Origin of the sequence: Methylocystis sp. WRRC1 (genome assembly GCF_020733155.1) — a bacterium.
Classification (GTDB): Bacteria; Pseudomonadota; Alphaproteobacteria; order Rhizobiales; family Beijerinckiaceae; genus Methylocystis.
The window spans coordinates 981,409-1,008,360 of record NZ_JAJFZJ010000001.1 but is presented as its reverse complement, the minus strand read 5'-3'; the positions used below and the strand labels follow the sequence as shown (position 1 = coordinate 1,008,360).

Below are 26,952 nucleotides of genomic sequence, written 5' to 3'. Positions count from 1 at the left end.
GTCGTTGTCGCCGGAAGGTCGTCGCCTCAGTGGCGATAGCTGTGCTCGGCCGCCTGGAAATGCATCGGGTCGTTGTCGCCGTTCGCGCCGCGCCAGATCAGCCCGCATTTCTGGAAGGCTTGCGCCGCTTCGATCGGAATGAAGCCGGGGCGCCATTTCGCAGGGAAAGGATTGTGTTGCGGATCGATGTCGAGCGCGGCCCCCCAGCTGTGGATCGACCATGAATGGCTCGATCCGCGCTTCAGTCGCACCATCAGCGAGCCGCCCGTCAGATGCATGCGGTGCGCCTCGATGTCCTTTTGCGTTCCGTAAAGTTTCTTGATGGAGAGCAGCGCCTCGCCGAAAGCGTCCCGGCATTTCCTGTGGAAGCGCAGCGCCCTCACCGGCGGCCCCCAGGAGTAGCGCATGGCGTAGGGGGGAACGAGATCGACGATGTTGTCGCGCTCCCATTTGGGATTGATCGAGCTGTGCAGCACGGGATCGCCGTAAAACTCGATCAATTCGGAGACGACGCGTTCATGTGGCCAGTTCATTGCGGGTTTCCTTTCAGGCAAGCGGACGTAATCGCGCGCGCTGGCGCACGAGATTTGCGTTGGGCGTGAAGAGGGGGCTCAGGCGTCGATTGTCGCGGCGACGCGGAAGAGTTCGTCGAGCGCCGCCTCGCTCAAATCGAAGACGCCGGCGAGCGCTTTGACGAAAACGCCATTGCGCTCCACATGCGTCGCATATTCCCAGGCGAGGGCCAGCGTCGGCTGTTCAGCGCGCTGCGAGTCGATGTAGGCGTTGACGGCGTCGAGCAGCGTTCCACCGTTCTTTGCCGGCGTGCGCCGCAGGATTTCGCGCGCCTGAAACATTGTCACCGATTCCGGCGCAGAGGCGACGACGTCTGGCGGCGAAAACGTCTCGCCGTCGTAAATCCACCCCGGCCCGGCGTTTTGCGCCGGCAACGCAATCACGCCGCCGTCGGTCGGGGAATGTCCGCTCGGGAAATTCTCTTCGGCCTCGACGACGTTTTCCACAACGCCGTCGCGAATGAGGGCAAATCGCATGGCGACCTCCGATCAGAAATATTCGATGATAATGGCGTAACCCGCGCCGCCGGCGCCGCCGGCTCCGCCCGAGCCGCCATTCTGGTGTGCGCCCCCGCCGCCTCCGCCGCCGCCGGGAAAGCCTCCTGCGCCGCCATTGCCCGCCGCCGTGAGCGACGAGCCGCCGCCGCCGCCGCCTCCGCCCGGCTGGTCGACGGGTCCGACGCCGGCAGCGAAGGACGGCCCGGCGCCTCCACTGACGCCGGCCGCGCCGGCGGCGCCCTGCTGGGCCGTGTTGTTGACGTAAAGGAGTCCGCCCACGCCGCCCGGGCTGACAGCGTTCGCGGTCGTAAGGCCGCCTCCCGCGCCGCCTCCCGCCGGCGCCTTGCGAACCGTTCCTCCCGCCGCTCCCGCCGCCCCCGCTGCGGGGCCGCCTCCGCCGCCGGAGCCCACGTCTCCGCCGAGCGAGCTTCCGCCCTGCGCGCCCGCGCCGCCATTGGCGAGGCCGTAAGCGCCCGCGCCCGCGGTCGGCCCCGAACCGCCGCCGCCGTTGATATCCGCGCCGCCGCCGCCGCCGCCCGACGCGACAGCGAGTCCGCCCCCGGCGCCGCCGCCGCCTCCACCAGCCCTGATCAGCGTTCCGAAGGCCGTGGCGCCCCCGGCGGCGCCTGCGTTGCCGGCTGTAGAGTTTGTCGTCTGAGCGGAGCCCGGCGCGCCTCCGGCGCCGATGGCGATCACCTTGCCGGCGCCGATCTGCGCCGCCGTGAAGCGCCCGCGGTTGACGCCGCCGCCTCCGCCGCCTCCGCCGCCCGAAGCCGCCGCTCCGGCCGCCTGACGCGCCCCCGATCCGCCGCCGCCTCCGCCGCCGAAGAGGATCACGTCCGCAAAGCGCAGGCCGGGCGTCGGCGTGTAGACGCCGCTGGAGGTAAAGGCGACGATTTTCGTCGGACCGCCGTTGGGAAACGACACTGCGCCGGTTGTCCTATCGACGACGATTCCATCTTTCCAGGTCGAACCGTCGGGAGAAACTTTCACGCGAAAATCGTCGTCGCCTGTGAGCCCCGTCTCGGCGCGTCCGGAGTAGCCGGACTGATAGAGCTGCGAGACCGTATTCGCCGCGCCCTCCTTGTTGAGCGTGACGCGCAGATCGCCCGAGCCGCTTTCTGCGACCGGCTTCGCGGTGAAGAGCGCGGCGTTGAGTTTCGCAGAAAGCGGATTTGCCGCGTTGGCGAGCGTTCCCACGCCGAGGCGCGCGAGATTTTGGAATTCGTCGAACGTCGATCCGACGTCGATCCAGCCGGCGCCGTCAAAGACGAGCAGGCGGGATTCGTCCGCGACATAGACGCGCCAACCGGCCTGCGGCGAAAGAAAGGTCCAGCCGCCCGCGAGAAAGGTTGCGACCTGAAAGTCCTTGCCGGCGAAGGCGCCGGTTGCGGCCGCGCCGACGAGAAGGCGATCGCCTTCCGCCGGCGTCGCCGGCGGCGTTGCCGCATCGCGCGCGCTGACGGCGAGATGCGCGAGCGCATCGAGCAAAGCGAGCGCTTCATTGTGCGTGACGTGTTTCTGCGCTTGCGCCGCATCGATGAGCGGCAGCGCAAGATGTTTTGTGAGCGTCATCGTTTTCCCTATTGAACGTCGAGCGTCACGGTGAGCGGAAAGCCGCGTCCGACCGTGGCGCTGATTTGATAGATCGAGAGGCTGATTACGCTTTGCTCTGCGCCGAAATCGGCGATCTCCTGCGCGGCGGGATAGAGGATCGACGGCGTCGTCGCGACGAGCCTGCGTGTCCCGGCGGGGAGCGCGATCTCCGCCTCATAGGCTTCGCTCGCTTCGCCCAGCGGGACGTCGAGCGTCTCCCATGCGTCGGAGTCGACGCGCGATCGCCTGATGAAGCTGATCACGATTCCATTCACAGTCCGCAGAGCGCGCGCCTGCGTCGGCGCATAGGGCCGCAGCGACTTGTTGGTCGCCGTGACGCTGGCGCGCACATAGAGCGGGTCGGCGTAGTTCCGGTCGGCGGGACCGATCGCATAGGTAATTGGAGCGCCGATTTCGGAAACCTTGCGCGCCAGCGGAACCAGCGCATCGTCGAGCAGCACGACAGTCGACCCCGCCGGCGCATCGCACGCCGCCAGATGTTCCTCGCCTCCCAGCCCGCGAATGAGCCGCGAGAGTCGAAAGGTGCGGGCCGCGACGAGTTCGGCGTGCGCGAAGGAAAAGATCTCCCACGCGCCGTCGCCGCCCTGTATCGCCATGGCGCTTTTTCCCGCGAGCGCGGCGAGATCGTCGACCGAAGCGAGTTCGCCCCCGCTCAATCTCACCGTCACGCTCGATCCATTGTCGAAGCGCGCCACAGGTCCGGCGCGCAACGTGTCGAGCGTGTCGCCGATCGTCCCGCGCTTGCCTATCACGCCGACAGTTTCGGCGTCGCCGCCCGTCAATTTCACGATCGCCAGCGATCCCGGCCAGGGATCGGCGAAAGCGGCGACATATGACAGCGCGGGCTGGTCGCGTTCGATCGCGAGATCGAGCACAACGACGCGCGGCGGCCCCAGAATTTTTGGCGAAGCGGTCGCGTTGCGTGAAATTCGCGGCGCGGGGACGTCATAGACGGAGGGATCAATGGCGCGCGCGCTCACCTGCCGCGCAGCGCCGTCCGTGATCCGCTGGATCTGGAACAACCGCCCGCCGCCCGCGGCGCCGAGACGCACGAGATCGCCCGGCCGGAGCGCAACGAGTCCCGGCCGCAGCGCGAATTCCGCCGTCTCACGCCCGATCCACAAATCCTGCAGCCAGACATTGGCGAGCATTTGCGCGTTGGCGCGATGCGTCATCACCGCCGCCTGCGCTTCGCTCTGGCGCGCGGAGAGGCCTTCAAGTCGGCGCGACAGCACGCGGGCCATCTGGAAGTCGTTTTCCGAGTCCGAATAGGAAAGCGCGATCTCATGCGGCAGTTCGCTTTCCTGCGCGCGCGTCAGCGTGACGAGCGTCGCGTCCCTGCCGGCGACGAGATCATCGTCGTCAATCGACGTCGCCGCTCCCCGCCGCTCGATGAAATCCAGCTTGCCGCCTCCGACGACCGCGTCGAAACCATAGAGCGCGCAAAGCGGATCGATTGCTTCGCGCGGCGACATTGGCCGCTCCACAACATAGCCGTCGAGAAAGCCGCCGATATTGGGCCGATCGACCACGAGGCCCGGCGCCTCGACGGCCTTCGCCAACTCCACTGCCAGACGATCGAGCGGAACGCCCTCCAGTCGGCCGTTGAGCCAATGTCCGGTCTCCCAGTTTGCCGCATCGCTCCACACGGCGCTCTGAGAGGGGAACGCAGGGAAAGGCCGCGCATCCCAGCACCAGACATGAATGCGGGAAGGATCGACCATCGGACCGCCGTAAACCGCCGACGTGGGATTCGCTGTCGCGCCGCCGGGACGAGTCGGATCGAAATGTGCGATCATCGCTTCGAGAAAGCGCGCCTGCATCAGATCATCGCGACCGTCGCGCGAGAAATAGGGGAGTCCTCCCTCGCTCGAGCGCGCGTCGGGAAAGACATTCGGCGCATTGGCTCCGCGATCGACCGCGGGACATCCCGTCTCCATGATCCAGATCGGTTTGGACTGCGGAACCCAGGCCGTGGGCGCCGCGAGCTCCGCGTCGCCGACTCGCTCGTAATGCTGTTGCGACCAGAAGGAGAGAAAGTCCTTCTGCCGATGCACCCAAGGCTTGCCGAGGCCATCCGTGATCGGCGTGCGGACTTGCGCGGCGCGCGCGCTGGCGTCCGCGTAATACCAGTCGTAGCCTTCGCCTGACGCGACCCGTGACGTCAGATAAGCGAGATCATGGACGCTCGCCGCTTCCTGCGCGTCGAGATGCGCGTCGCCGTCACGCCAGTCGGAGAGCGGCCAATAAACGTCGACGCCGATAAAATCGACAGCGCTCGACGCCCAGAAGGGATCGAGCGGAAAGCGCAATTCCCCCGCCGTCGGAACATGCGCGCCATATTCCGTCCAGTCGGCGGAATAGGAGACCTTCGTCGCGCCGCCGACGATCTCCTTCACGTCCGCCGCCAACGCCGTGAGCGCCGTGACGAATGGATATTGTCCGGGCGCAGAGCGCACGCGCGTGAGGCCGATCATTTCGGAGCCGATGAGAAAGGCGTCGACACCCCCGGCGGACTGGCAGAGATTGGCGTAGTGCAGGATGAAAGTCCGGTAACGCGCAACGAAGGCGTTGATCTGCGAAGCCGCAGCCGCCGTTGCGTCCGGCGAAGCGGGCCGACCCGGCGCGGGATCGCAGGTGATGCGTCCGCGCCAGGGAAACACCGGCTGCCCATCCCCGCCCGTGTAGGGGTTGGCCAGGGTGTTCCCCGGCGGCACATCCATCATCAGGAATGGATAGAAAACGACCGAAAGCCCGCGCGCCTTCAGATCGGAAATGGCGGCGACGACCGAGGCGTCGCTCGGCGTGCCGCCATAAGCGGCGCGGCCGTCGATCTGGGAAACGATTTGCGCCGTCGCTCGCGTCTGACCGGCGACGGACCAGTCCGGCGGCCAATAGGGGCCGATGATGTAATTGAACTGGCCGATGGTCTTGAACGGCGCATCGACGCGCGGCGTGACTGTGCAATGCTCCGCGCGCAGATCGTCGCCAAACCACGCGACGACGAGGGCCACGCTTTCGAGATTGGGACAGAGCGCCTGCAATGCGTCGATCGACGCCGTCCAGTCGGTAGCCGCCGTCAACTGATGACGATTTTCCGCCGCCGTCGCTCCAGGCGAATAGAAATTCAGCTTCAGCGTCGGCAGATAGCCGGCCTCGGTCGCGCCCGGAATGAGATCCACGCCGCGGATCATTTCGCCGAGCCCCGCGACAGGCTTCACCACCTCGAATGTGAATTGCGGAATGCGATTGCCGAAAGCGGCGAGGGGGAGATCGTCAAAGACAATATAGGCGAGGCCGCGATAGGCCGGCGCATTGCCGCCGCCTTCCTTGGCGACGATCAGCGGATCCGGCCCCTGATTCTCTGTTCCCGTATAAATGCGGATCGGCAGCGTCGTCATGTCGAGTTCCGAGCCATCGGCCCAGATGCGCCGCACGAAAGCGATCGGCCCTTCGCAGAGGGCGATGGCGAAATTCGCCGAATAGGAATAGGTGAAATTGAAGGTCGGCGCGTCGCCGCCGCCGGTTCCCTTGCCGCTTTTCTGACTGTTTCCGGGAGCGACGGACACGCGCTCGAGAAAGCGCGTCGCCCAGATCATCTGTCCCCCGATCCGCGCGCGGCCATAGACGCGCGGAACGCCCGCGCCTTCCATGGACGTAACGCCATCCATGGATTTCAGCCGCGGGCCGATGGAATAGCGCGGCGAAGATTGCGGCTGCAGCGCCTGATCGATGAAGGCGCCGCCGGCGGCTCCAACGAGTCGTCCGATTGTCGAACCGATCGGCCCGGCCACGGCACCGCCGACCACGGAGCCGACCGTCTGTAGAACGAGCGTCGCCATGAATACCTCGAAAAGGTGAGATGGTGCGTCAGCGGGAGACGCCGGGAAAAGCGAATGCGGCGGTTATGCGTTTGCGCCAATGCATTCCGACCGGCGTCTCCGAAACACCGGCGCCGCTGTGCGCATGCACCATATGCGTCGCGGAGGTCGCAATGCCGAGATGTTTTGCCGGCAGATGATCCCGAAAGCGAAAGACGAGAACATCGCCGGCGCAATACGCATTGGGCGGCACGGCCACGAAATGTCGATGAGCTGCTTCGAGAAGCGTCTCGACGCCGAGCGTCTCCGCCCAGTCCGGCGTGTATGGCGGCGCGCGTTCGGGCTCGTCGCCGATTACTTCACGCCACACGCCGCGAACGAGCCCGAGGCAGTCGCAGCCGACGTGAAGGAGCGACGCCTGATGCGTGTATGGCGTCCCGATCCAGCGACGCGCCGCAGCGACGATTGCTTCGCGTTCGAGGCTCATCGAAAAAAGCTCCCTCCGTCCATCGCCGGCGCCAGCGCGCTGGGATAGGCGATAACGCGATCATTGCCCGGCATATGCGGGAAGCCGCGATAGTTGACGATGTTGTTGAACCTCGTCTGGCAGGTCGATGGAGACTTGTCGCATCCTGCGGTCACCGAAACCGCGTCGCCTGCGATGACCATAGCTCCAGGAGGAGTCCAGAGCGCAATGCTCGCGCGCGATGCTTCCTGCAAGTGTGATTTCACTGTGAGACGCGCGCCGGCGTTGTCGCCGTTCGTGAATTCCAGAACGCCGCCAGTGAAGAAGCCGCTGACAAAGGAGGCCGCGAGGTCGAGCGTCATCACGCCGCCAGCGAATGAGACGACCGTTCCCGTCGTATGCAAACCCGCCGTTGCGAGATTGACGCCGCAACGCGCATCGCCGAGCTCCGCGGAGCACCCGCGCTGAAAAGCGCGGCCCTGTTGCTGGTCGAAGATATGGGCGGCCGAGCGCAACTCCGCATGGAATACAAATTCCCCGCGCCGCACTTCTCCGATCGTCGACACGTCGAGCAACAGTCGGTCCGAGACATTCCTCCAGTCGACAAGCCATGTCTCTACCGAGGCGCCGTCGTAAAGCCCGTTGAGAAGATCGGCCTCACGCAAACTGTCGTCGGTCAGTGCGCCGCTCGCCTCCGCTGTTCCTGGCGCGAGGCCGAGGCCGCTTTCGAGTTGCGACGCGAATAGCCCGGCGCCGGCGCTAAATGTCACGCCGTTGAAGGAAAGATCCCGGTCGTGATCCGTGAAGCCCATTACAACGCCGTCCCGTCGCGCGAGCCGCCAGCAATTGCAAAAGCTTGTCGCGCGAGATTCCAGTTTCGCCTGCATGGAAGGAGAAAGATTCAGCATCGTGGTTCCTCACAACGCAATTTCGATGACCGGGATTTTCGGAATGACTCCGGCCTCGAAAGCCTGTATGTCGATTTCGAGAAAGTCGGTGTCGAAACGAACCGGCACGTCGAAATGAAATCCCGCAGTCACGACGGCGCCTGCTGCAGGAATCTGTCCCGGCGCAAATGTCACGAGCCCCGTCGTGGTATCGACCGACATTTGCAACGCGGTCTTCTCCACGCCATCGACTGCGACGCGCACGCTCCCGGCGACCGGCTTTGCGATGGCTCGCGTATAGGCGGAAAAGGCGCCGCCATAGGTCTTCACGAGCTGGAAAGTTGCGCGCGTTCCATCCCCCGCGCCGATGACCTGATCTATGGGCGAAATCGTTGCGCCTGGCGTGCAGGACGCGTGATCGGCTCGATCGCGCCAGCGGAAGCCATAGAGTCTTCCGCGCCGCTCCTCGAAAAACTCGATGACTTGCGCGAGCTGTGTGAGGCTCTTTACGCCATAGCCCGCTTCGTAGCGTCGCCGCGAATGCGCCCAGCGCGCGTTTCGGGCCTCCCGGTTGGAGCCCAGCGTCACTATTTCAGTGCGTCTCTCCGGTCCTCCACTGCCATGCAGGGAAACATCGAGCGGAAAGCGGACCTCGTGAAAATCGCTCATGCGCTATCCCTTCGAGAATGGTCAAAGATTGCGTTGGCCTCGCGCCACAGCGCGCGCGAGCGCGCCGGTGATCTGCGCCTCCGAACGGCGGAAGCTTTCGATATCCTGTGCGGCGATGTTCACCGTCACGGCTACCGGCGCGCGGCCAGTCTGTGCGACCACGCCGAGCCGTCCGTCGGCGCCGCGCGCAAGCGGCATGATCGCCTCGGCTCCGCGTTCTCCCATCAACCCGACTGTTCCGCCATTGGCGAAATAGGCAGGACTTGCGACGACGCCGCCTTCCGCGAAGGGCGTGACGGCGCCGCTCCCGCTGAAGGCGTTCGAAAAGAGACCGCTCAGCCCGCTTACGAGGCCCTGGGCCAGGGCCCTGGCGCCTTCGCGCATAGCGACTCTCGCCAGCGATTGCGCGATTGCCGCGAGAGTCTCGTTAAAACTCTTGCCGCTCGTGGACGCTGCGCCAAAGCCGTTGGAAAGGGTTCGAGTGACGTTGCCCGCGGAAACATTGATCTGGTCGAGCAACGCTTTCATCGCCTTGAGATCCTGGGCGGCGAGCGGGTTGTTTGCTCCAGGCTGATTGAAGACGTCGGGAAAATTATCTGCTTCAGTCACTTTGGAGGCCTCGCGTCTGGAAATTCGCGCATCAATTCATCGAGGGTCGCGCGTGACGGCGCCCCGCCACCACGTCCGTAGACGCCTTCCATCGCGCGATGCAGTTCGCGCGGCGTCATCGACCAGAAGTCGCGGGGGGCAAGCCGCAGGACGCCCAGGCCAAAGGCCATGGCGCGCGAGAACGGAAAAGGCGCGCGGGGAGAGGGAGCGTGCGCCGTCTTCGTTCGCTTCGCCGTCAGGCGTCCTGCGGCGTCGGAGGGTTTTGCGGCGCGTGCGGCTCCGGCTCGTCGCCGAATGTCGCGGCGAGGAGGTTCGCCGCAATCTGCACATAGCCCGCAAGTCCCCCCGAAACCTTCATCTGCGCAACGTCGTCGTCGCTCAGCGCATGTCCGGCGCCGCGCAACCCGCAGCCGATGATGCGGAGAATGTCGCGGGCGGAGAGTCGACGCGCCTCGAAGCGTTCCGCCATCGCGACGAGGTCATTTGCGCCCAGTCCGCTTTCGAGCTCCGCCAATGCGCCGAGCGTAAGACAAAGAGTGTAGGTTTTCCCGTCGAGCAGCGCCTCGATCTCACCGCGCTTCGAATTCGCCATGACTCGCCTCAGATTGCCGTGAAGGTAATCGCGCCCGCGGAGTCGAGCGAGATGTCGAAAGTGACTTCCGCAGCATGTTCGCCGCGATAGTCGAGATTGGAAATCTGAAATGGTCCGCTGAGCACGCCGAAGCCGGGGACGACAATTTCCCAGTCGCGCAGCGACCCGTCGAAAAACGCCTGACGGAGCATCGCGTCCGACGGCTGGTCCTTGAATACGCCGGTTCCGGAAACGCTGGCGCGTCTGACGCCGGCGCCGCCGAGCAATTCGCGCCAGCGGCCGTTCGACTCTGCGTCGGTGACGTCGACCGTATCGGCGTTGAGCGCGATGCGTCGCGTGCGCAGTCCGGCCACGGTTACGAAGCCGCCGGCGCCGTCGCCGATCTTCAACAACAGATCCTTGCCTTTTTGGGCGGACATCTTCGTAGTTTCCTTGAATGTTAGAGATATTCGGTTGTTGCGCGGAAGCGTAAATTGACGCGGGCGAAGCGACCGGTCTGATCCCGTTTCGTCTCCAGGGAAGCGAAGCGCAGATCAATCAACATGTGGCCATGAAGCGTGAGCGGCGTTTCGTCGATCAGATCCACGATCTGTTGCGCGATCCCGAGCGCCTCGCTCAACCCGCGCTGGGTCGAAACGACGGCAAAGGTCAGAAATTGTTCGGCGCCGCGCGAAAGGTCGGCCGACCAATCGCGCATCTGCGTTTCGCCAAAAAGCGCATAGGGCGGTTCAGCGTTGCGCGGCGTCTCGTCGAAGATCTTGCCGCCGCCGAGCGCCGCGACGAGCGCCGCATCAGCGAGAAGATGCGCGCGGATCGCCTTTCGAAGCGCGATGACCGGCGATGTGCTCATGCTCTCCTCCTTACGAAATCTCCTCGCATTCGCAGGCAAGGAAGCGGCGCCGTTCGTCGTGATCGAGAACGCTCCGGATGAGCAGTTTTCGCCCGCGAAAAGCGAAGCGCATCTGGCTCTTCACGTCGTCGCGCCATCGGATCGTCACGACATGTGTCGTTGATTGCTCCGCCCGCTGCTCCACGAACTGGTCGCGCGCGCCGGTCGCTTCGATCCGCGCCCAGACTTGCGCAAGGGGCGTAAAGCTGCGCGCAAATCCGCCGACGTCGTCGAATGTGTCCATGACGGATTCGATCGTCACGCGCTGACGCAGGTCGCCGATGGAAGGTCGCCGACTCATGCCAGCCGCTCGCGTCGGAAGGGGCTCGCGAGCGGTATGACTGATTTAGGCAGGGCGCTTCCGTCGTCGTCGCCGCGATTTTCCCGCCAATAGGCGACAAGCGTCAGGATGGCGCGCCGCAATGGTTCGGGCGTTTGCGCCGCGAGCGAGCCGTAGCCGACGGTCAGATCGATTTCGACGCCATCGTTCGCGCGCCCCGGCGCGGGCGGCGCGGAATTGAAGACGATGCGTCCGGCGTCTGTCGCGGAAGGCGCGCGATAGGTCGTCGAACCGACGAGTAGCGAGGCGTCATTGACCTCGTATACGCGGATGGCGGTCACGGTCTGGAACGGCGCAAAGGGCAGGGCGACGGTCGACGTTGCGCGTAGCGAGGATGGCCAGGCGTCAAGGATCAGACGCCAGTTTTGTGTGACAAAAAACCGGCGCGTATAGGCCTCGAGAGTCATGCGCGCCGCAACGATCAGCGCCTGGATCAACTGGTCTTCGTCGCTCGAATCTTCTCGCAGCCACGATTTCGCTTCCGCAAGCGAGACGGGCTCGACTGCTGGCGCGCCAATGAGCATGGGTCGCATGCCTGCTCCTGATGTCGGGGGAGGGAAAGTCCGCGGCGACTTGCGCCGCGGACGCGTGAAGCGCGGAGGCTCAGGAGACGCCAAATTTCAGCAGCTTGATCGCCTCGAAATTCTGCACGCCGCCGCCGACGCGCTTCGTCGTGTAGAAAAGCACATAGGGCTTCGCGGAGTAGGGATCGCGCAAGACGCGAATGCCGACGCGATCCACGACAACATAGCCGCGCTCGAAATCGCCGAAGGCGATCGAGAGGCTGTTGGCGGCGGGATCCGGCATGTCCTCGGCCTCGACGACGGGAAAGTTCATCAGCGAGGCCGATCCGTCGGCCGTCGCCGGGGGCGTCCAGATGTAGTCGCCCGTCGTCGTCTTGAACTGCCGCACGAGGGATTGGGCCCGACGGCCCATGACGAATTTGCCGTTCTGTCGATAGCCGGCGCGCAAGGCGTAGACGAGGTTGAACAGCGCGTCCGACGGATTCGTCGCGGCGAAGGCGCCGGAAACGCCCGTCACGACATAGCCGACATTGCCCCAGGTCCAGCTTGCGTCGGCGACGGTCGTATAGGCGAGGAAGCCTTTCGGCTTGTTGACGCCGTCGCCGCTGACGAAGGCGGCTCCTTCCTGCTCCGCGAAGGCGACCTGCACTTCGTCGGCGATCCATTGCTCGATGTCCACGACAGCGTCGTCGAGCAGCGCCTGCGTTGCGGCAGGCATGGCGTAAAGCTCCATTGCCGGGAAGGTCATGTCCGCTATCTGCTGGTTATTGGTCTGGGGTCGCGGATCGGTTTCCGTCACCCACCCGGCGGCAGGGCCGGTCGTGGAAAACGCCCGGCGCAATGATGCGCTCGAGATTTCGCGCACGCTTGCGATCGCGCGGATCGGCGAGAGCTTCGCGAGACGGCGCAGGATCTCGCGTTCAGCGGGGATCGGCACGAGATAACCGCCGTCGGGACCCGAGGAGCGCGACATCGCCTTGGCCTCGAGCGCCTTCAGGCCGGTCGCCTCGCCGGAGCGCATGTAGTGATTGAATGCGGATTTGTGTTCGCGTCCGTTGCGGTCCTCTACAGCTGCCCCGCCAATGCGCGGGCGCGACATGTCGAGCGCGAGACGATCGAGACGGCTCTTCGTTTCATCGAGCGTCTGGTCGATGCGCGCGAGCTTTTCCTCTGTGACGACATCAGCGCCCATGCGGGTCTCGATCTGCGCCAGACGCTCGTCATTGGCTTCCTTGAAGGCGCTGAAAGCGCGATTGAGATCGGCGACGATATCGTCGCCGGCAGACTTTATTTCGATCGATGACATTGAGACCACCTCTTGATGCAAAACAGGCGCGCGCGACCGCTCTCGCGCGGCAGGCGCCGTCGAGTAATGGGTTGCGCGTATGAGAGCCGTCTTTTGTTGCTATCCACGGCCGACGGCGACGACGCGGATATGTCGGGAAGTCAGAGCGGCCGCTGGCCGTCGAGTCTGCGTAACTGGCGTTCGAAGGCCAAGGCGGCCTGCTGCGATTTCAGCCTTGCGACTTTGCAGGACGTTCTATCGATTGTGCGGGGCTCGGGAACAAGCGCCCCGCGCTTGACTGCGTCAACTCTCGCCGCTGTCAGCATTGGAAAAGTGACGATCGAGATCTCCCACAAATCGATTTCGTGCAAGCGGCGCACGCCAGTGCTTTTGTCGGTCGTTGCGCGCAGGGTGCGAAAACCGATCGATAGCCCGTCGACGGCGCCGCCGCGCAGCAGCGACAGCGCCTCGCGGGCGCGAGCCACAGAGAGATCGAGGCGACCCGCGACTTTCAGTCCGCGCGCGTCCTCTAAGATCGACGTCCACACGCCGATCGGTTCGCTCGCCTGGTGCTGCCAGAGCATCTTCACGCCAGCGGCGCCGCGTTTGAGCAGCGAACGCGCAAAGGCGCCGGCCATCACCATGTCGCCGCCATTGTCGACGACGCCGAAAAGACTGGCGTAACCTTCAATTGCGCCGCCCGCGCCCGTTCGCGCGAGCGGCGCTCGAGCGCGCTTCATTTCTCTCGCCGCGCCGAAGCGAATATCGGTCATGGCCGCCGGCATCAGCTTTTCTCCGGATGTGCGCCGAGATGAAGCTGGTCTGACGCGCGTGTCTGGGCGTGCATCTGCGTCAGAACCTGGACGAAGGTCTTGAATACGGCGGATGGGTCTTCGCGATAACGCGACGCGCGCCGGCGTCCGCGCTTCTTGAATGGAAACCGCCATGTCACATGCGTCATTAATCGCTCCCATATCTTCGGTTGAATCTCGAGAGTTCGCGCACGAAAGCGTCGATGCGTCTCGTTGCCTCGCTAAGCTCGCGCATCGCCATATTGGCCTGCGCGGTGGCGACGCAGGCCCAGAGAAACAGCGCAAGATGCGCAAGGTCGCCGCGTTCGAGCACGGCGCCGAGAATGTCGCTCATTCCGCCTCGCATTTTGCGCCAGCCCGCATTGCGTCCGGCGTTGGCCGGCGACCATAGCCGACCGCCTCGCGCTGCTCGTCGAGCGTAAGGAAGTTCGCCTTGCCGACGCGCTCCCATTCGCTTGCGCGCTCGGTTGCGAAGGCTTCCAGCCGGTCTGCGTTATAGTCGAAGCGGAAGGTTTCAAATCCCGGCTGCAGCCAGGCCTGAAAGCTCTTCTGGATGCGGACGACCAACGGCAGCACGGTCTGTCGCCAGAAGGCGCGATTGGCTTCCTGATAATTGCTGAACGTATTGTCGCCGGGCAGCCCCATGAGCAGCGGCGGCACGCCGAAGGCGAGAGCGATTTCTCGTGCAGCGCCCGCCTTGGTTTCCGTGAAGTCCATGTCTTTTGGCGAAAGCGACAGGGCTTTCCAGTCGAGGCCGCCTTCGAGAAGGAGAGGGCGGCCCGCATTGACGGCGCCGGAGAAATTCTCTTCGAGCTCCTCCTTCAGCCGCGTGAACTGCTCGTCCGTCAGATGCGCGCCGTCCGGCCCGGCGTATACAAGGGCGCCGGAAGGTCGCGCCGAATTGTCGAGCAGCGCCTTGTTCCAGAAGCTCGCGGCGTTATGGGTGTCGAGCGCGATCTGGGCGGCGGCGAGGGGCGCGAATCCGTAATAATCGTCGAGCGGATTGAATAGTTTTATGTGCAGAATCGGCTCGATTCCCTCGCCCCGCATTTCGTAGCGCGCTTCGTCGCCCATGGCGCGATAGACGTAGGCCGCAGGCCAGCCGTTCTTGCCTGGCTCGACGGTCATGCGGTCCGGACGAAGCGCGTAGAGTTCGCGTAATTGCCCGTCGAGCAGGACGGACTCGACATAGGCGTTCCCGTAAAGCAGAAGATTGGCGCAGATTGTTTCGATGAAGGAAACGCCGGTGTCGAGCGGATTGGGCCGCTCGATGAGATCGAGCAGCGGATGGTCGATCAGTTCGTCGCGGCCGTGATACATGAGCCAGGGCACCGAGGCGGCGCTCTCCGCAATCATGCGCACGCAGCGATGGCATACGGCGTTGCGCTCATAGCCTTCGCGCGTCAGGCTGGAAGAATTGCGCGTCGTCCAGTGCGGCTGGCCGATCGTGTGCATGGCGAGAAGTTTCGCCGCGCGCGAATATTTGGTTTCACGCGCGGGAGCGCGCGCGCCGAGAAGGCGCGAGAGGAGCGACGGCATTTCGAATCCCTTTTCATGGCTTGGTTTCACACTCGCCGCATGCGCGGTTCGGGCGCTTTCGGCGTCAGCGCCAGGGCGGTGATTGCCCACACCAGCGCGTCGAGCCTGTCGGGCGAGCGTCCGCAGGACAATCCGTCGAAGCCGAAATCGCACATTTCGTCCTCGAGCGCGGGAAACGCGCCGACATGTTTCACGCGACCCTGTTCGTAAAGTTGCGCAACCGGCGCCGCGCGCAGATATTTGCCGCGCGTCGCGCGCACCATTGTCACGGGCGCGGCGGGATCGGCTTCATTCAGCACCGCGCGCACCATCTCGCCGCCCTGATTGACTTCGGCGACGAGGACGTCCGCGGAAAGCTTGTGATAAAGCGCGATCGCCGCGCGGGCCCATTGCGCCGGACGCGCCGCGGAGATCGTCGAGTCCGCGAGGACGAAGATCGCGCCTCCCGCGTCGGCGCCGGCGGCGATGATTCCGCAATTGTCGGCGCGCTTGCCGGAACTCGCCGGCGGATCGACCGCGACGACGATGCGCGCAAGCCTTGGCGCATCGGCAACGCGCGAGGCTTCGATCAGGTCGCGCGTCCACAGCGCGTCCTTGCGTTCCTCGACGATCTCGCCGTCGAGCTCCTGCCGTCCCAGCCGCGTGCCGGCGTATTGCGCCACGACGCTTTCTAGAAATGACGGCGCAAGATTGGCGGCGTTCTCGCGCGTCAGCGCGCGCGTCAAAACGGTCGCCGGGTGTGCGATGAGGTCTTTCAGCAATGGCGTCGGCCGCGGCGTCGTCGTCACGAGCTGTCGCGGCCAGTCGCCGAGGCGCAGGCCGAATTGCAGCATGTCCCATGTCTCCCTGGCGTAGCGCCACTTAGCGAGTTCGTCGCACCAGGCGGCGTGAAATTGGGGTCCGCGCAGGCTTTCCGGATCTTCCGCCGAAAACGCCTGCGCGACGACGCCGGAGTCCCAGACGAGACGGCGGCGCGAACTTTCCCATCGCGGCCGATCCCGCTTTCCGTGAATCGCAAGCAGGCCGGACACGCCTTCGATCATGACCTCGCGCACGTCGGCGGCGGTCTCGCCGATGAGTGCGATGCGTGACACCGGCCGCGCGCAAAAATGCGGGCGCCCGAGCGCCAGGCCCTTCACCCATTCCGCGCCGGCGCGGGTCTTGCCTGCGCCGCGTCCGCCGAGGATGAGCCAGACGCGCCATGGCAGGCCGGCTTCAGTGAGGTCGGGCGGCCATTGGTCCTTTCGCGCGACGAACTCCCAATCGTTCAGCAGGCGCGCGAGTTCCTGGGCGGAGAGGCCGTCAATCGCCTCGTTCAGAAGGCCGTTCGCCGCGCAGTCGCTCAATCCGTCGAGCAAGCTCCGTGCGCAGTTCGGCCAGTTCGCGGGGCGGTTCGTCATGGGCGGAGGCGGATTCGTCATCGTCGTCCCTGGCGCCGTCTCTCTGTTCGCCGGATTCGCGCCGAATGCGCTTAAGTTCGGCGAGCGTCTTCACGAGTATCGCGAGCGTTCGGGCGCTCGCCTCGGTGGTCTTCGGCGCGTGTTTTTCCAGCGCCGCCTCGGCGCGAGCGAATTCGCGCTCGACCGCCTCTTCGAGCCGCGCGATCAGTCCGCTGGCGTCTTTCTTCGGGGGCGGAGCGGCTCCGGACGGCGGTTTCGATTTCGGCGCGCAGGCGGAGGGGCGCATCGGCCAGCCGTTCGATTCCCGGAAGCGGCGGAACTGACCGACGCTCATGCCGAGGAGGTCGAGAATTTCAGCGATGGGCGTGACGCCAGCGTCGTAGAGAAGTTTCGCCTGCGCGATTTTCTCGCGCGAGGGCGGGGCGGCTCTCGTTTTCATGCGCACTCGCCAGGATCCGATTGACGCTCTGCAACGCAGCCTTCGCCATTGCGAGCGCAACGAAGCGCTCCGGGCGCCCTGAGGCGACGCCGGAATGGCTTCGTCTATTGCGCTCATCGCAATGACGGACGGATGCTTGCGGTAACTTGTTTCACTCCGCGCCGGGCGGCGTCCCGTTTGGTTCCGCCGCCGCTCGAGCGCAATTGTGGAGCATGAGCTTTATCTACCCGAGCAGCGTTCGGGTGTCAAGGAATAAATTCCAAAATACTGAAAAAATTCCGCGCCCCCTCAATATCGCGCCTTCTTCGGCCAGCGCTTGGGCCACAGGCGGATGAAATCCGGCAGATCGTCGGTGTCGATCTCATCCTCCCCCGCCTCGACCTTTCCGCGTACGGAAACATCTGCGCGATGCACGCTGTCGGGATCGCCGGAGATCAGCGGGTGCCAGGGCGGCAGGGGCTTGCCCTCGTTTCGCAACACATAGGCGCAGGTCGGGGGCAGCCAGTTGATTTTCTGCAGCTTCGCCAGCGTCAGCCGCACGCAGTCGGGCACATGGTCGCGCCGGTTCGGATAATCCCCGCACTGGCAGCTTTCGTGGTCCAGGAGCTTGCACGCAACGCTCGTGTGATAGATCGCGCCGGTGTCGTCATCCTCGAGCTTGACCAGACAGCACCGCCCGCAGCCGTCGCAGAGCTTTTCCCATTGCGCGCGGGTGAGGTCGGAGAGGGGTTTTTCCCAGAAGGGCGTTTGTGCGCCTTTTTTGCCTTTTTCGCCCGCCATTGTTCCCTTTCGGCGCTTCCGCCGCCCGGCGGAAACCATATCCGCAATGAGCGTCCGTCAAGCCGTCGTCAAGATGGTTTAAAAAGTGGTAAAGTTAATAATGGCCGGCGGTTTTTCCGCCGCGGGGAGTTCTGGCAGCCGTGTTCGAGCGTTTTTCGTCCTCGCCCATTGTGAAGCGGATCAAGCGAATCCTGCTGAGAATCGACGCGCTGATCGACTCCAGCATGTTCGACAGCGGCCGCCGTTCGCGCGAGCTTTACGAGGATTTCTCCGCCTTCATGGAGCGTTTTCACGTCTCCGGCTTCTCGCGCGTTGCGGTCGAACTCTCCTGCGAGGCGCTGACGCTCGGCCTTGCCGGCGGCGTCGTCCTGCTGGCGCTGGCCGGCTCGGCGTTTCAGATGACGAACGAGAACGATTGGTTGAAGCAGACCGATCTCGCCGTCACTTTTCTGGATCGTTACGGCGCGGAAGTCGGACAGCGCGGCATCAAGCATGACGATTCCGTGCCGCTGGAGCAATATCCCGACTACCTCATCAAGGCCGTGCTCGCCACCGAGGATCGCCGCTTCTATGAACATTTCGGCATCGACGTCATCGGGACGGCGCGCGCGCTGACTGTCAACGCGCGTTCCTCGGGCGTCGTGCAGGGCGGCTCCTCCATCACCCAGCAGCTCGCCAAGAATCTCTTTCTCTCCAACGAGCGCACCATAACTCGCAAGATCAACGAGGCCTTCCTCGCGCTGTGGCTGGAGCACCACCTCACCAAGCGCGAAATATTGCAGCTCTATCTCGACCGTGTCTACATGGGCGGCGGCGCCTTCGGCATTCAGGCGGCGGCGGAGTTTTATTTCGGCAAGTCGGTCAAGGACGTGACGCTCGCGGAGGCGGCGATGCTCGCGGGTCTCTTCAAGGCGCCGACGAAATACGCGCCCCACAACAATCTCCCGGCGGCCCGCGCCCGCGCCAATGACGTGCTGAACAATCTCGTCGACGCCGGCTTTATGACTCCGAGCCAGATCATCGCGGCGCAGCGCAGCCCGGCGACGCCGATCGACCGCAAGCGCGAGACGGCGCCCGACTGGTATCTCGACTACGCCTTCGGCGAAATCCGCAAGCTCGCGGCCGCCGGCAAGCTCGGCGACAATCGCGTGCTGGCGGTGCGCACGGCGCTGGACTCCAATGTGCAGAAACGCGCGGAGGAAGTGATCGAGAAAAATCTGCGCGAGCAGGGCCGCTCCTATCGCGTCAAGCAGGCCGCGATGGTGGTGATGGAGCCCGACGGCGCGGTGCGGGCTATCGTCGGCGGGCGCGACTATGGCGCGAGCCAGTTCAACCGCGCGACGGACGGCTCCCGCCAGCCGGGTTCGTCCTTCAAGCCCTACGTCTATCTGACGGCGCTGATGACCGGCAAATACAAGCCGACGACCATCGTCACCGACCGCCCGACCTGCATCGGCAATTATTGCGTCCACAATTACAGCGGCGGTTATGCCGGCTCCATGCCGCTCGCCATGGCGCTGGCGAAGTCGCTCAATACTGTCGCGATTCAGCTGTCGCAGGCGATCGGCAATGGCGACTCGCGCGTTGGCCGCGCCAAAATCATCGACACCTGCCGGCGACTTGGCATCACCACGCCGCTCGAGGACACGCCGTCGCTGCCCGTGGGGCAGAGCGACGTGATTTTGCTCGAGCATTCCGCCGCCTACGCCGCCTTCGTCAATGGCGGCAAGAAGACGACGCCCTACGCCGCCGTCGAAATCCGCAATCGTCAGGGCGAACTGCTTTATCGTCACGATCGCGACGCGCCGCCGCAGCAGCAGGCGGTTCCCTATGAGAAAGTCGTCGAGCTTGCCGGCATGATGAAAAAAGTCGTCGAGGAAGGCACCGGCAAGCGCGCCCAGCTCGGCGAGGGAATCGACGTCATCGGCAAGACCGGCACCACCAACGGCTACAAGGACGCATGGTTCTGCGGCTACTCCGGCACGATGGGCGGCTGCGTTTGGTATGGCAACGACGACAATGATCCGATGAACAACATGACCGGCGGCACGCTGCCCGCCGGCACCTGGCACGACGTCATGGCCTATGCGCATCAGGGCGTTCCGCTGAAGCCCATCGTCGGCCTGAAGCCCGATCCCAAGGCCGCGGACGCCGTCGCGGCAAATGGCGTTAAGCCGCTGGAGCTCGGCGCGCCGCAGCGCCCCGCGACCCTGTCGAAAGGGGCCGTTCAGGCGCTCGAATCCATTCAGCTGAAGATCAGGACGATCGGCGGCGGCAAGCAGAGCGCGCTGGAAGGCCCCGCGGCGCTCGCGTCGCAGGACGAGCCGCGAAACAGTTCGCAGGGCTTCCGCGCCGTCGGCGGCGTAATCCAGTAAGGGCGGGACAAGGTGGCGACGAGACCCTACGCCAAATATCTGCGCGCGGCCTCGGCGATGATCGCCGGGCTTCTCCTCGGGCTGCTCGCCACGATACTGTCGCTGAATTCGGGCTACGGCTTCAACCCGCTGCGCGCCGGGCCGTGGACCGCCTGGCCGGCGGTCGGCGGCTCGGAGATCGATCCCTACGCGCGCGCCGTGGTCGCAAGGTCCGGCGAGGCGCCGCTGGGACGCGACCAGGGCCTCGCCTTCGTCGCCCAGACGGATTCGAGCGGCGCCCCGCTCGACGGCGCATGCGATTATCAGATCGTCGATCCGCTGCCGGCCGCCCGATTCTGGACCATCGGGCTCGCGAGCCCCGGCGGCGCGCTTCTCGCCAATCCGACCGGGCGTTATGTCTTCTCCTCCGTCGATGTGCTGCGTCGCGAGGGCGGCGCTTTCGACATCGCTGTTTCGCGCGCGGCGCAGCCGGGAAACTGGCTGTCGCCGGGCGAGACGCGCAATTTCGTCATCATGCTGCGCCTCTACGACACGTCGCTCGACGTCGACGCGCGGCCCGATCCCGCATCTTTTCCCAAAATCACGAAACTGCGTTGCGCATGAACATTCCTGATCGCTATCTCGATCTCATTCCCTGGGCGATCGCGACGCTGCTCATCGCGGGAATCGTGCATATCGTTTCCGTGCTGCTGATGCCGACGGTCGCGCCGCGTGACGCCTTTGCGCGTCTCGCCGAGGCAGCCAACGCCGGCGAAGCCCACAACGGGCTCGTGCTCCTGCCGCCCATGGCGCCGGGCTCGGAGGTTCTGCCTTTCGAGGATCCCGCCTTCGCCGAAGGCGTCTGCGTCTATGATCTCGCCAAAGGCCCAATTCGGGTCAGCGCGCCGGCGGATGGCGAGGATTTTCTCGCGTTGTCTTTCCACGCTGGCGCCGGGCGCATCTATCACGCGATCACCGACCGCTCCGCGATCAAGGGCAAGATCGACATCGTGATCGGCGACGCGCGGCAGATCGAGGCTTTGGAGGCCAATGACGACGAGGACGCGCCGCCGCAGGAGGTGCGTCTCACCGCGCCGACGAAGCGCGGCTTCGTGCTGGCGCGCTCCTTCGCGAAGCGCGCGTCCGATCAGGAGCGCGCGCGCAACCGGCTGGGTTCGATTCGGTGCGAAAGCTTCGAACTGCCGAAAGAGTGACGCCTGTTATCTTGCGCGAATGCGGCGACAGGAAATGACGCGCGCGGCCCCGATCAGTTGCCTTCGGTCGGCAGACCGGGGATCGGCAGAATTTCGATGCCCTCTTCGAGCAACGCCTTCGCTTCCTCGAAGGTCGCGCGGCCGCGGATGGCGCGGCGCTCGACCTCGCCGTCCTCCATCTTGCGCGCCTCGTCGGAGAAGCGGTCGCCGACGTCTTCCGTTCCGGCGATGACTTTCTCGCGCAATTCGCTGATCAGCGCGCGCATCCTCTCCGCCTCGGCCTCGCGGCCGCGGGCGATATGCGGCGCCATCACGCCGCGCGTGACCTTCGTGGAGTTGCAGAAGGGGCAGGAGACGAGCCCGCTCCCGGCCTGCGACTCGAAGGAGGCGCTGTCGCGAAACCAGCTGTCGAAGTTGTGGCCGTCGTCGCAGATGAGCGAATAATGGATCACGACGCCACTCCGCCCGCGAGCAGAGGATCGAGCCCGCCCTGACTGTCGAGCGAGTATAGATCGTCGCAGCCGCCGATGTGCCTGTCGTCTATGAAGATTTGTGGCACCGTCGTGCGCCCCCCCGCGCGCACGGCCATGCGCTGGCGCCCCTCGGGGTCGCCGGCGACGGAGATTTCCTCGAAGGCTGCGCCCTTTTGCGTCAGCAGCTTCTTGGCCGCGATGCAATAGGGGCAGGTCGGCGTGGTGTAGATTTCGATGCGGGCCATTGCGATTCTGAGCTTTCGGTTGCGGCTGCTTATACGCTTGGACTTAGCCCGTTGTCACGGCCCGCGCGAAGACCAGCAGATCAACCCGCGCCGCGCCGGCCTTCAGCAGGGCGCGCGCGGCGGCGTTGGCGGTCGCGCCGGTCGTCAGGACGTCGTCGACGAGCACGACATTCTGGCCTTTCAGCAGGGCGGCGCGCTCGGGGTCCACGCGAAAGGCGCCGGAAAGATTGGCGGCGCGCTGGGCGCGGGAGAGCCCTACCTGTGGGGCTGTCGGCTTGACCCGCAGCAGCGCCATGGTCTCGACGGGCGCGCCGCATTCGCGCGAGACGACATTGGCCAGCGCCGCCGACTGGTTGAAACGGCGAGCCATCAGCCGCAGCCGATGGAGCGGGATCGGCGCGAGAACGTCGGCGTCGGAGAGAATGTCGGCGCCCGCGCGCGCCATCCAGCGGCCCATGGGGCCGGCCAGCTCCAGCCTGTCGTAATATTTCAGCCAATGCGCGAGCGAGCGGGCCTTGTCGCTGTCATAGCGCGCAACCGCACGGGCGCGATGGAAAACCGGCGGATTGGCGGCGGCCTCCGGCGAGATCAGGCCTGGCTGATTGAGATCGCGCTCGAAGGGCGTGCCGAGCCGCTCGCAGAACGGCCGCTCGATGAAGGCGATGTCGCTCCAGCAGGCTGCGCAGAGCGCCCCATTCTGCGCCACCGCCTTGCGACAGACGAGGCAGGACGGCGGATAGACGAGATCGAGCAGCGCGGCGCCGGCGCGGCGGGCCATATCGGGAAGGCCGCCGAGCGCCGCAGTCATCCCAGAAGGCCGCCCGGCGCGGGCGCCAGCGGGTTGTTGGTCAGCGCTTCGGCGTCGGGCCGGTCCATCGCCGGACGGTTGATCAGCGCGCCATAGAGACCGTGAACGAAGCCCTCGTCGAGATCCTTGACGATGAAGACGATCCGGGTGCGGCGATCCTCGTCCGGCCAGGCGTCGAGCCGGTGCGGCGGATGGAAGACATGCTGCACGCCATGGATCACCACCGGACGCGAGGGATCGTCCGAAAGACCGACGATCCCCTTGACGCGCAGCAGCCTGGGCCCGTGGGTGTGGCGCAGCAGATCGATGAAGACGTCAAAGGAGGCAGGCGTCAGCGGCGTGTCGCCCGAGAGGCAGAAGGCGCGGATGTGATCGTCGTGGCGGTTGACGTCGATCTGGCGGCGCTCGTGATGATGGCGTCCGTGGTCATGGCCGTGATGATGACCGTGATCGTGATCATGTCCGTGATCGTGCCTGTGGTCATGCGCTTCCTGCACAGCCTCGGCGTTCAGCCACTCTTTCACGCGCGGCGTCTTGGTCGCGGGATCATAGAGGCCGCAGTCGAGCAGGGCCTCGGGCGTCGCCTCCCCGTCGGCGGCTATAAGCAGCCTTGCGCCGGGATTGAGCGCTTTCAGACGCGTGGCGAGACTTTCGAAACGCGCGCGGCCATCGGGAAGGTCGGTCTTGGTGATGACCAGACGATCCGCGACGGCGGCCTGTTTCACCGCCTCCTCATGCGCGTCCAGCGTCCCCTCGCCGTTCACGGCGTCGACGACGGTCACGACGCCGTCGAGCCGGTATCGCAGCATCAGATAGGGGTGATACATGATCGAGTGCAGGATCGGCGCGGGATCGGCGAGGCCCGTCGTCTCCAGAACCACGCGGCGGAAGGGCTTGATGCGGCCGTTGTCGAGGCGGCGCAGCAGATCTTCCAGCGTGTTCACCAGATCGCCGCGGATCGTGCAGCAGACGCAGCCCGAACTCATCAGCACCATGTCGCCCTCGACTTTCTCGATGAAGAGATGATCGAGGCCGATCTCGCCGAACTCGTTGATGAGAACCAGCGTGTCGGCGAGGGCCGGCGAGGCGAGGAGCCGGTTGAGAAGCGTCGTCTTTCCGGCGCCGAGAAAGCCGGTTAGGAGTGTCAGGGGAACAGGCGGCGGCGGCCGCCGCGCCAAAACTGACGGGTCGTCGCTCACTGCGTCTTTTCCTGCGCGGCCGGTTTCGGCTTGGTGGCGGCAGTCTTTGCGGCCGAAGGCTTGGCGGCCGCGGGCTTCGCGTCAGCCTTCCCGGCGGTCTTCGGTTTGGCGGCGTTGTCCTTCGGGGCGGCCGGATTACCGGCGGCGTTCTTGTCCGCCGCAGGCTTGCCTGCAGCCGGCTTTGCGGCCGTCTTCGTGCTCGACCTTGCTGGAGTCTTCGCGGTCGAGGCCTTGGTCGACCCCTTGGCCTTGCTCTTTTCGGCTACGCCCTCAGCGGCCGCGTTGTCGTTCGCGGGATCCTGGATGATCTTCTCGGCCGGCGCGTCGACGGCGCGCGCGGACTGGCGCTTGCCATGCTTGCCCCGCCGCATCGACGTGGCGTCGGGCGCGGCGCGGCTGATCGGCGAGGCCTCGCCATTGGCCGGCGTCTGGCTGTCGTTCGCATAGGCGGCGAGATCGGGCTGCTCGCCGATCGGCGCCCCCGGCGCACGGGCGCGCGCCACCGGGCCGGCGTAACCCGGAGCCCGACCGGCGTAAACCTGCACCGGCGTGAACTGCGGGCGAGGCAAGTGGGCGATTTCCCTCACACTGATGCGCTGCGTGCCGGCGCCCATGGAGTCGAGAAGCGGAATGCCTGTCGGCGCGGAGCCGACGGGAATCGACATGTCCTCGACCTCCGCCATGAATTCGGCGGTGGCCGCGCCGCGATTGCGGCAGACCTTGTCGCGCATGTCGGGCGCGGCCGTCGGGCCGACGCTCGGAAGGGAGGCGAGCGTGCCGATGGGCGAACCGGTCTGGAAGGCGCGGTCGAGCAGCGCCGCGGCTTTCGCGGTGCGTGCGGCGGCGGAAGGGGCGCCCAGCACGACGGCGATGAGACGCTGGCCGCCATGGGTGGCGGAAGCCACGAGATTGAATCCGGCGGGGCAGGTGAAGCCCGTCTTCATGCCGTCGGCGCCGGGATAGCGGCCGAGCAGGCCGTTGTGGGTCGGATGGACCCTGCCGCCGATCTGCATGGCGCCGATGTTGAAAAGATAGGCGTATTCGGGAAATTGCAGGTAAAGCGCGCGGCCCAGGATCGCGAGGTCGCGGGCGGAGGTGACCTGCCGCGAGTCGGGAAGGCCGTTGGGGTTGACCCATTGCGACTGGGTCATGCCCAGATTGGCGGAAGCGCGGTTCATCTCATCCGCGAAGGCCTCGACCGATCCGGACACGCCTTCGGCGATGGCGACGGCGATGTCGTTGGCCGACTTCACCATCAGCATGATGAGCGCATTGTGCAGGGTGACTTCCGAACCCGCCCGGAAGCCCATCTTCGACGGCGCCATGCGGCAGGCGCGGGGCGACATCATCAATGGCGTGTCCATCGAGATGCGGCCCGCGCGCACGGCGTCGAGCGCGACATAGGCCGTCATCAGCTTGGTGAGCGAAGCCGGATACCACGAGGCGGTGGCCTGATCCTGCTCCAGGACCTGTCCGGAGGCGACGTCGATGACCAGCGACGGGGTGGCGCCGGCGCGTCCGGCCGTGACGACCGCTGCAAGGAATATCGCAAGCGCGCCGAAACGACGAAGTCTCTTCATTTTCGTCATTGGCAAATATCTCTCGGGGTCTGGCCAGTCTATCCCATCGGCCGCGGGAGCATATTGACCCACGGAAGATGGGTTAAATATGTGTAAATTGTGACCGCGCCTCACATTCTATATGACAACGGCCCTGTTGCGAGCGTTGCCATAAGTGGGCCGACTCTGTCGTTTTGCTGCAAATTTGCACGCAATTTCCGCGCAAATGTGTTATTGGACGCACGCAGCGTATCGTCAAGAAGCGCGGGCGCGCCGCTGACCCTCGGGCGTGACCTTGCAGTGTGTCTCGGGCCCAAAAGACTTTGCGCGGCGGCCGCGGCGCGCGCGGGCATCGGAACGCTGACAGTGATCGAAAAACTCGAATTTCTCATTTCCGTCTCCGCCGAGAAGAGCTTCTCTCGCGCGGCGGAGCTTTGCGGCGTCACCCAGCCGACGCTGTCGGCGGGCATCAAACAGCTCGAGGATTCTCTCGGCGTGCTGCTCGTCAACCGCTCTTCGCGCTTCCACGGCCTCACGGCGGAAGGCGAGCGGGTTCTGGAGTGGGCCAAGCGAATCGTCGGCGACGCCCGGGCCATGCGGCAGGACGTGCGCAGCATGAAGGAGGGCCTCACCGGCCAGCTCAAGATCGCCGTCATTCCGACGGCGCTCGGCATCGTGTCGACCCTGACGACTCCCTATCGGGAAAAGCATCCGGGGGTCAGCTTCACCGTGTTTTCGGCCTCGTCGGCGGAAGTACTGGCCATGCTCGACAATCTCGAGATCGACGCTGGAATCACCTATCTTGACAACGAACCGCTCGGCCGCGTGCGCACCGTGCCAATGTGTCAGGAGCGCTACCGCCTGCTGACCTTCGCCGACAATCCGCTGGGCGACCGGGAGCGCGTCACCTGGGCCGAGGTCGGCCGCATCGACCTGTGCCTGCTGACGCCCGATATGCAGAACCGGCGCATCATTGATCGCCTGATCCAGAGCGCGGGCGAAGAGGCTGCGCCGATTCTCGAGTCGGATTCGGTGATTCTGCTTTTCGACCACGTAAAGTCCGGCCGCTGGGCGACCGTGCTGCCGGAAAAGCTCGCCAAGACGCTGGGCGTGACCGCGCCGCTGCGCTCGATCCCCATCGTCGAGCCCGAAGCCGTGTACGAAATCGGCCTTGTCGCCCCGCAGCGCGACCCCGTGATTCCATTGGTCGCGGCGTTGGTCGCGGAGGCCAAAACCCTTGCCGAAAGCGGCGTTTTGGACAGTTGATAGGCAACCCCTATCGAGCAACGAATGTCCGGTATTGATCGCAGCGGCAAATTCCGGCACTGTCCGTGGAAACAATCTAAAGAACGGCGGTCGCG

The 26,952-nt window shown here is 65.2% G+C and carries 31 protein-coding genes; 4 read left to right on the top strand and 27 right to left on the bottom strand.

Annotated features, from left to right (window positions below):
* Window positions 1–26: 26 nt before the first annotated feature.
* The 22 genes from LG047_RS05065 to LG047_RS04960 form a co-directional block, all read right to left on the bottom strand.
* Window positions 27–533: a M15 family metallopeptidase gene (locus tag LG047_RS05065; protein ID WP_036282778.1), complete on the bottom strand. Its 507-nt coding sequence runs from the start codon at window positions 531–533 to the stop codon at window positions 27–29.
* A gap of 78 nt (window positions 534–611) precedes the next feature.
* Window positions 612–1,049 carry a hypothetical protein gene (locus LG047_RS05060; protein ID WP_051134116.1) on the bottom strand — a complete coding sequence of 146 codons (438 nt, stop codon included), beginning with the start codon at window positions 1,047–1,049 and terminating at the stop codon, window positions 612–614.
* 12 nt (window positions 1,050–1,061) lie between these two features.
* Window positions 1,062–2,645 (bottom strand): DUF2793 domain-containing protein, encoded by a 1,584-nt coding sequence (locus LG047_RS19670; RefSeq protein ID WP_305080314.1) that lies wholly within the window; start codon window positions 2,643–2,645, stop codon window positions 1,062–1,064.
* Between the two features lie 8 nt (window positions 2,646–2,653).
* On the bottom strand, window positions 2,654–6,529 hold the full coding sequence (locus tag LG047_RS05050; protein WP_227965782.1) for a glycoside hydrolase/phage tail family protein: 3,876 nt from the start codon (window positions 6,527–6,529) through the stop codon (window positions 2,654–2,656).
* A gap of 28 nt (window positions 6,530–6,557) precedes the next feature.
* Window positions 6,558–6,995 carry an NlpC/P60 family protein gene (locus LG047_RS05045; protein ID WP_227965781.1) on the bottom strand — a complete coding sequence of 146 codons (438 nt, stop codon included), beginning with the start codon at window positions 6,993–6,995 and terminating at the stop codon, window positions 6,558–6,560.
* Window positions 6,992–7,882 carry a DUF2163 domain-containing protein gene (locus LG047_RS05040; RefSeq protein WP_227965780.1) on the bottom strand — a complete coding sequence of 297 codons (891 nt, stop codon included), beginning with the start codon at window positions 7,880–7,882 and terminating at the stop codon, window positions 6,992–6,994. The genes LG047_RS05045 and LG047_RS05040 overlap by 4 nt, the downstream gene beginning before the upstream one ends.
* A gap of 9 nt (window positions 7,883–7,891) precedes the next feature.
* Complete coding sequence (locus tag LG047_RS05035; RefSeq protein WP_227965779.1) at window positions 7,892–8,530, bottom strand: DUF2460 domain-containing protein; 639 nt, start codon at window positions 8,528–8,530, stop codon at window positions 7,892–7,894.
* A 21-nt stretch (window positions 8,531–8,551) separates the two neighbouring features.
* Window positions 8,552–9,139 (bottom strand): phage tail tape measure protein, encoded by a 588-nt coding sequence (locus tag LG047_RS05030; protein ID WP_036282770.1) that lies wholly within the window; start codon window positions 9,137–9,139, stop codon window positions 8,552–8,554.
* Window positions 9,136–9,378 carry a rcc01693 family protein gene (locus LG047_RS05025; RefSeq protein ID WP_227968432.1) on the bottom strand — a complete coding sequence of 81 codons (243 nt, stop codon included), beginning with the start codon at window positions 9,376–9,378 and terminating at the stop codon, window positions 9,136–9,138. The genes LG047_RS05030 and LG047_RS05025 overlap by 4 nt, the downstream gene beginning before the upstream one ends.
* Complete coding sequence (locus LG047_RS05020; protein WP_227965778.1) at window positions 9,375–9,731, bottom strand: gene transfer agent family protein; 357 nt, start codon at window positions 9,729–9,731, stop codon at window positions 9,375–9,377. The genes LG047_RS05025 and LG047_RS05020 overlap by 4 nt, the downstream gene beginning before the upstream one ends.
* 8 nt (window positions 9,732–9,739) lie before the next feature.
* Window positions 9,740–10,150: a phage major tail protein, TP901-1 family gene (locus LG047_RS05015; protein WP_227965777.1), complete on the bottom strand. Its 411-nt coding sequence runs from the start codon at window positions 10,148–10,150 to the stop codon at window positions 9,740–9,742.
* A 20-nt stretch (window positions 10,151–10,170) separates the two neighbouring features.
* Complete coding sequence (locus LG047_RS05010) at window positions 10,171–10,581, bottom strand: DUF3168 domain-containing protein (protein WP_227965776.1); 411 nt, start codon at window positions 10,579–10,581, stop codon at window positions 10,171–10,173.
* A 10-nt stretch (window positions 10,582–10,591) separates the two neighbouring features.
* Entirely contained in the window at window positions 10,592–10,921 is a 330-nt protein-coding gene (locus tag LG047_RS05005; RefSeq protein WP_227965775.1) for a phage head closure protein, read from the bottom strand.
* Window positions 10,918–11,493 (bottom strand): head-tail connector protein, encoded by a 576-nt coding sequence (locus LG047_RS05000; RefSeq protein ID WP_227965774.1) that lies wholly within the window; start codon window positions 11,491–11,493, stop codon window positions 10,918–10,920. The genes LG047_RS05005 and LG047_RS05000 overlap by 4 nt, the downstream gene beginning before the upstream one ends.
* A 70-nt stretch (window positions 11,494–11,563) precedes the next feature.
* A complete protein-coding gene (locus tag LG047_RS04995) occupies window positions 11,564–12,790 on the bottom strand; it encodes a phage major capsid protein (protein ID WP_227965773.1) in 1,227 nt (408 codons plus the stop codon).
* Window positions 12,791–12,930: 140 nt separating this feature from the next.
* Window positions 12,931–13,509 (bottom strand): HK97 family phage prohead protease, encoded by a 579-nt coding sequence (locus tag LG047_RS04990; protein WP_227965772.1) that lies wholly within the window; start codon window positions 13,507–13,509, stop codon window positions 12,931–12,933.
* A 44-nt stretch (window positions 13,510–13,553) separates the two neighbouring features.
* Entirely contained in the window at window positions 13,554–13,730 is a 177-nt protein-coding gene (locus LG047_RS04985) for a histidine kinase (RefSeq protein WP_227965771.1), read from the bottom strand.
* Window positions 13,730–13,915: a hypothetical protein gene (locus LG047_RS04980; RefSeq protein WP_036282760.1), complete on the bottom strand. Its 186-nt coding sequence runs from the start codon at window positions 13,913–13,915 to the stop codon at window positions 13,730–13,732. Before LG047_RS04980 ends, LG047_RS04985 begins: the two co-directional genes overlap by 1 nt.
* Window positions 13,912–15,120: a phage portal protein gene (locus tag LG047_RS04975; RefSeq protein ID WP_227965770.1), complete on the bottom strand. Its 1,209-nt coding sequence runs from the start codon at window positions 15,118–15,120 to the stop codon at window positions 13,912–13,914. The genes LG047_RS04980 and LG047_RS04975 overlap by 4 nt, the downstream gene beginning before the upstream one ends.
* A 26-nt stretch (window positions 15,121–15,146) precedes the next feature.
* The gene (locus tag LG047_RS04970; RefSeq protein ID WP_370634997.1) at window positions 15,147–16,466 is read right to left on the bottom strand and encodes a DNA-packaging protein; all 1,320 of its coding nucleotides are present in this window, start codon (window positions 16,464–16,466) and stop codon (window positions 15,147–15,149) included.
* Complete coding sequence (locus tag LG047_RS04965) at window positions 16,423–16,959, bottom strand: hypothetical protein (RefSeq protein WP_227965768.1); 537 nt, start codon at window positions 16,957–16,959, stop codon at window positions 16,423–16,425. The genes LG047_RS04970 and LG047_RS04965 overlap by 44 nt, the downstream gene beginning before the upstream one ends.
* Window positions 16,960–17,247: 288 nt before the next feature.
* On the bottom strand, window positions 17,248–17,739 hold the full coding sequence (locus tag LG047_RS04960; RefSeq protein WP_036287630.1) for a YcgN family cysteine cluster protein: 492 nt from the start codon (window positions 17,737–17,739) through the stop codon (window positions 17,248–17,250).
* Window positions 17,740–17,879: 140 nt separating this feature from the next.
* On the opposite strand from LG047_RS04960, the gene LG047_RS04955 reads away from it, so the two are divergent.
* Genes LG047_RS04955 through LG047_RS04945 form a run of 3 tightly spaced genes read left to right on the top strand, consistent with a single transcriptional unit; the run spans window position 17,880 to window position 21,307 of the window.
* On the top strand, window positions 17,880–20,114 hold the full coding sequence (locus tag LG047_RS04955; protein WP_227965767.1) for a PBP1A family penicillin-binding protein: 2,235 nt from the start codon (window positions 17,880–17,882) through the stop codon (window positions 20,112–20,114).
* 12 nt (window positions 20,115–20,126) lie between these two features.
* Window positions 20,127–20,717 carry a DUF1214 domain-containing protein gene (locus LG047_RS04950; RefSeq protein WP_036282753.1) on the top strand — a complete coding sequence of 197 codons (591 nt, stop codon included), beginning with the start codon at window positions 20,127–20,129 and terminating at the stop codon, window positions 20,715–20,717.
* Complete coding sequence (locus LG047_RS04945; protein ID WP_227965766.1) at window positions 20,714–21,307, top strand: DUF1254 domain-containing protein; 594 nt, start codon at window positions 20,714–20,716, stop codon at window positions 21,305–21,307. The genes LG047_RS04950 and LG047_RS04945 overlap by 4 nt, the downstream gene beginning before the upstream one ends.
* A 53-nt stretch (window positions 21,308–21,360) precedes the next feature.
* Here LG047_RS04945 and LG047_RS04940 read toward each other — a convergent pair whose 3' ends face one another.
* The 5 genes from LG047_RS04940 to LG047_RS04920 are packed head-to-tail and all read right to left on the bottom strand — an operon-like array spanning window position 21,361 to window position 25,621.
* Window positions 21,361–21,759, bottom strand: coding sequence for a DUF1178 family protein (locus tag LG047_RS04940; RefSeq protein ID WP_227965765.1), 399 nt, complete (start codon window positions 21,757–21,759; stop codon window positions 21,361–21,363).
* A complete protein-coding gene (gene grxC / locus LG047_RS04935; RefSeq protein WP_227965764.1) occupies window positions 21,756–22,025 on the bottom strand; it encodes a glutaredoxin 3 in 270 nt (89 codons plus the stop codon). Before grxC ends, LG047_RS04940 begins: the two co-directional genes overlap by 4 nt.
* Before the next feature lie 43 nt (window positions 22,026–22,068).
* A complete protein-coding gene (locus LG047_RS04930; RefSeq protein WP_227965763.1) occupies window positions 22,069–22,833 on the bottom strand; it encodes a ComF family protein in 765 nt (254 codons plus the stop codon).
* Window positions 22,830–24,032 carry a GTP-binding protein gene (locus tag LG047_RS04925; protein WP_051134115.1) on the bottom strand — a complete coding sequence of 401 codons (1,203 nt, stop codon included), beginning with the start codon at window positions 24,030–24,032 and terminating at the stop codon, window positions 22,830–22,832. Before LG047_RS04925 ends, LG047_RS04930 begins: the two co-directional genes overlap by 4 nt.
* A complete protein-coding gene (locus LG047_RS04920) occupies window positions 24,029–25,621 on the bottom strand; it encodes a D-alanyl-D-alanine carboxypeptidase family protein (RefSeq protein WP_227965762.1) in 1,593 nt (530 codons plus the stop codon). Before LG047_RS04920 ends, LG047_RS04925 begins: the two co-directional genes overlap by 4 nt.
* A 336-nt stretch (window positions 25,622–25,957) precedes the next feature.
* Between LG047_RS04920 and LG047_RS04915 the strand changes: the two genes are divergently transcribed.
* Entirely contained in the window at window positions 25,958–26,857 is a 900-nt protein-coding gene (locus tag LG047_RS04915) for a LysR family transcriptional regulator (RefSeq protein WP_036287627.1), read from the top strand.
* Window positions 26,858–26,952 lie beyond the last annotated feature (95 nt).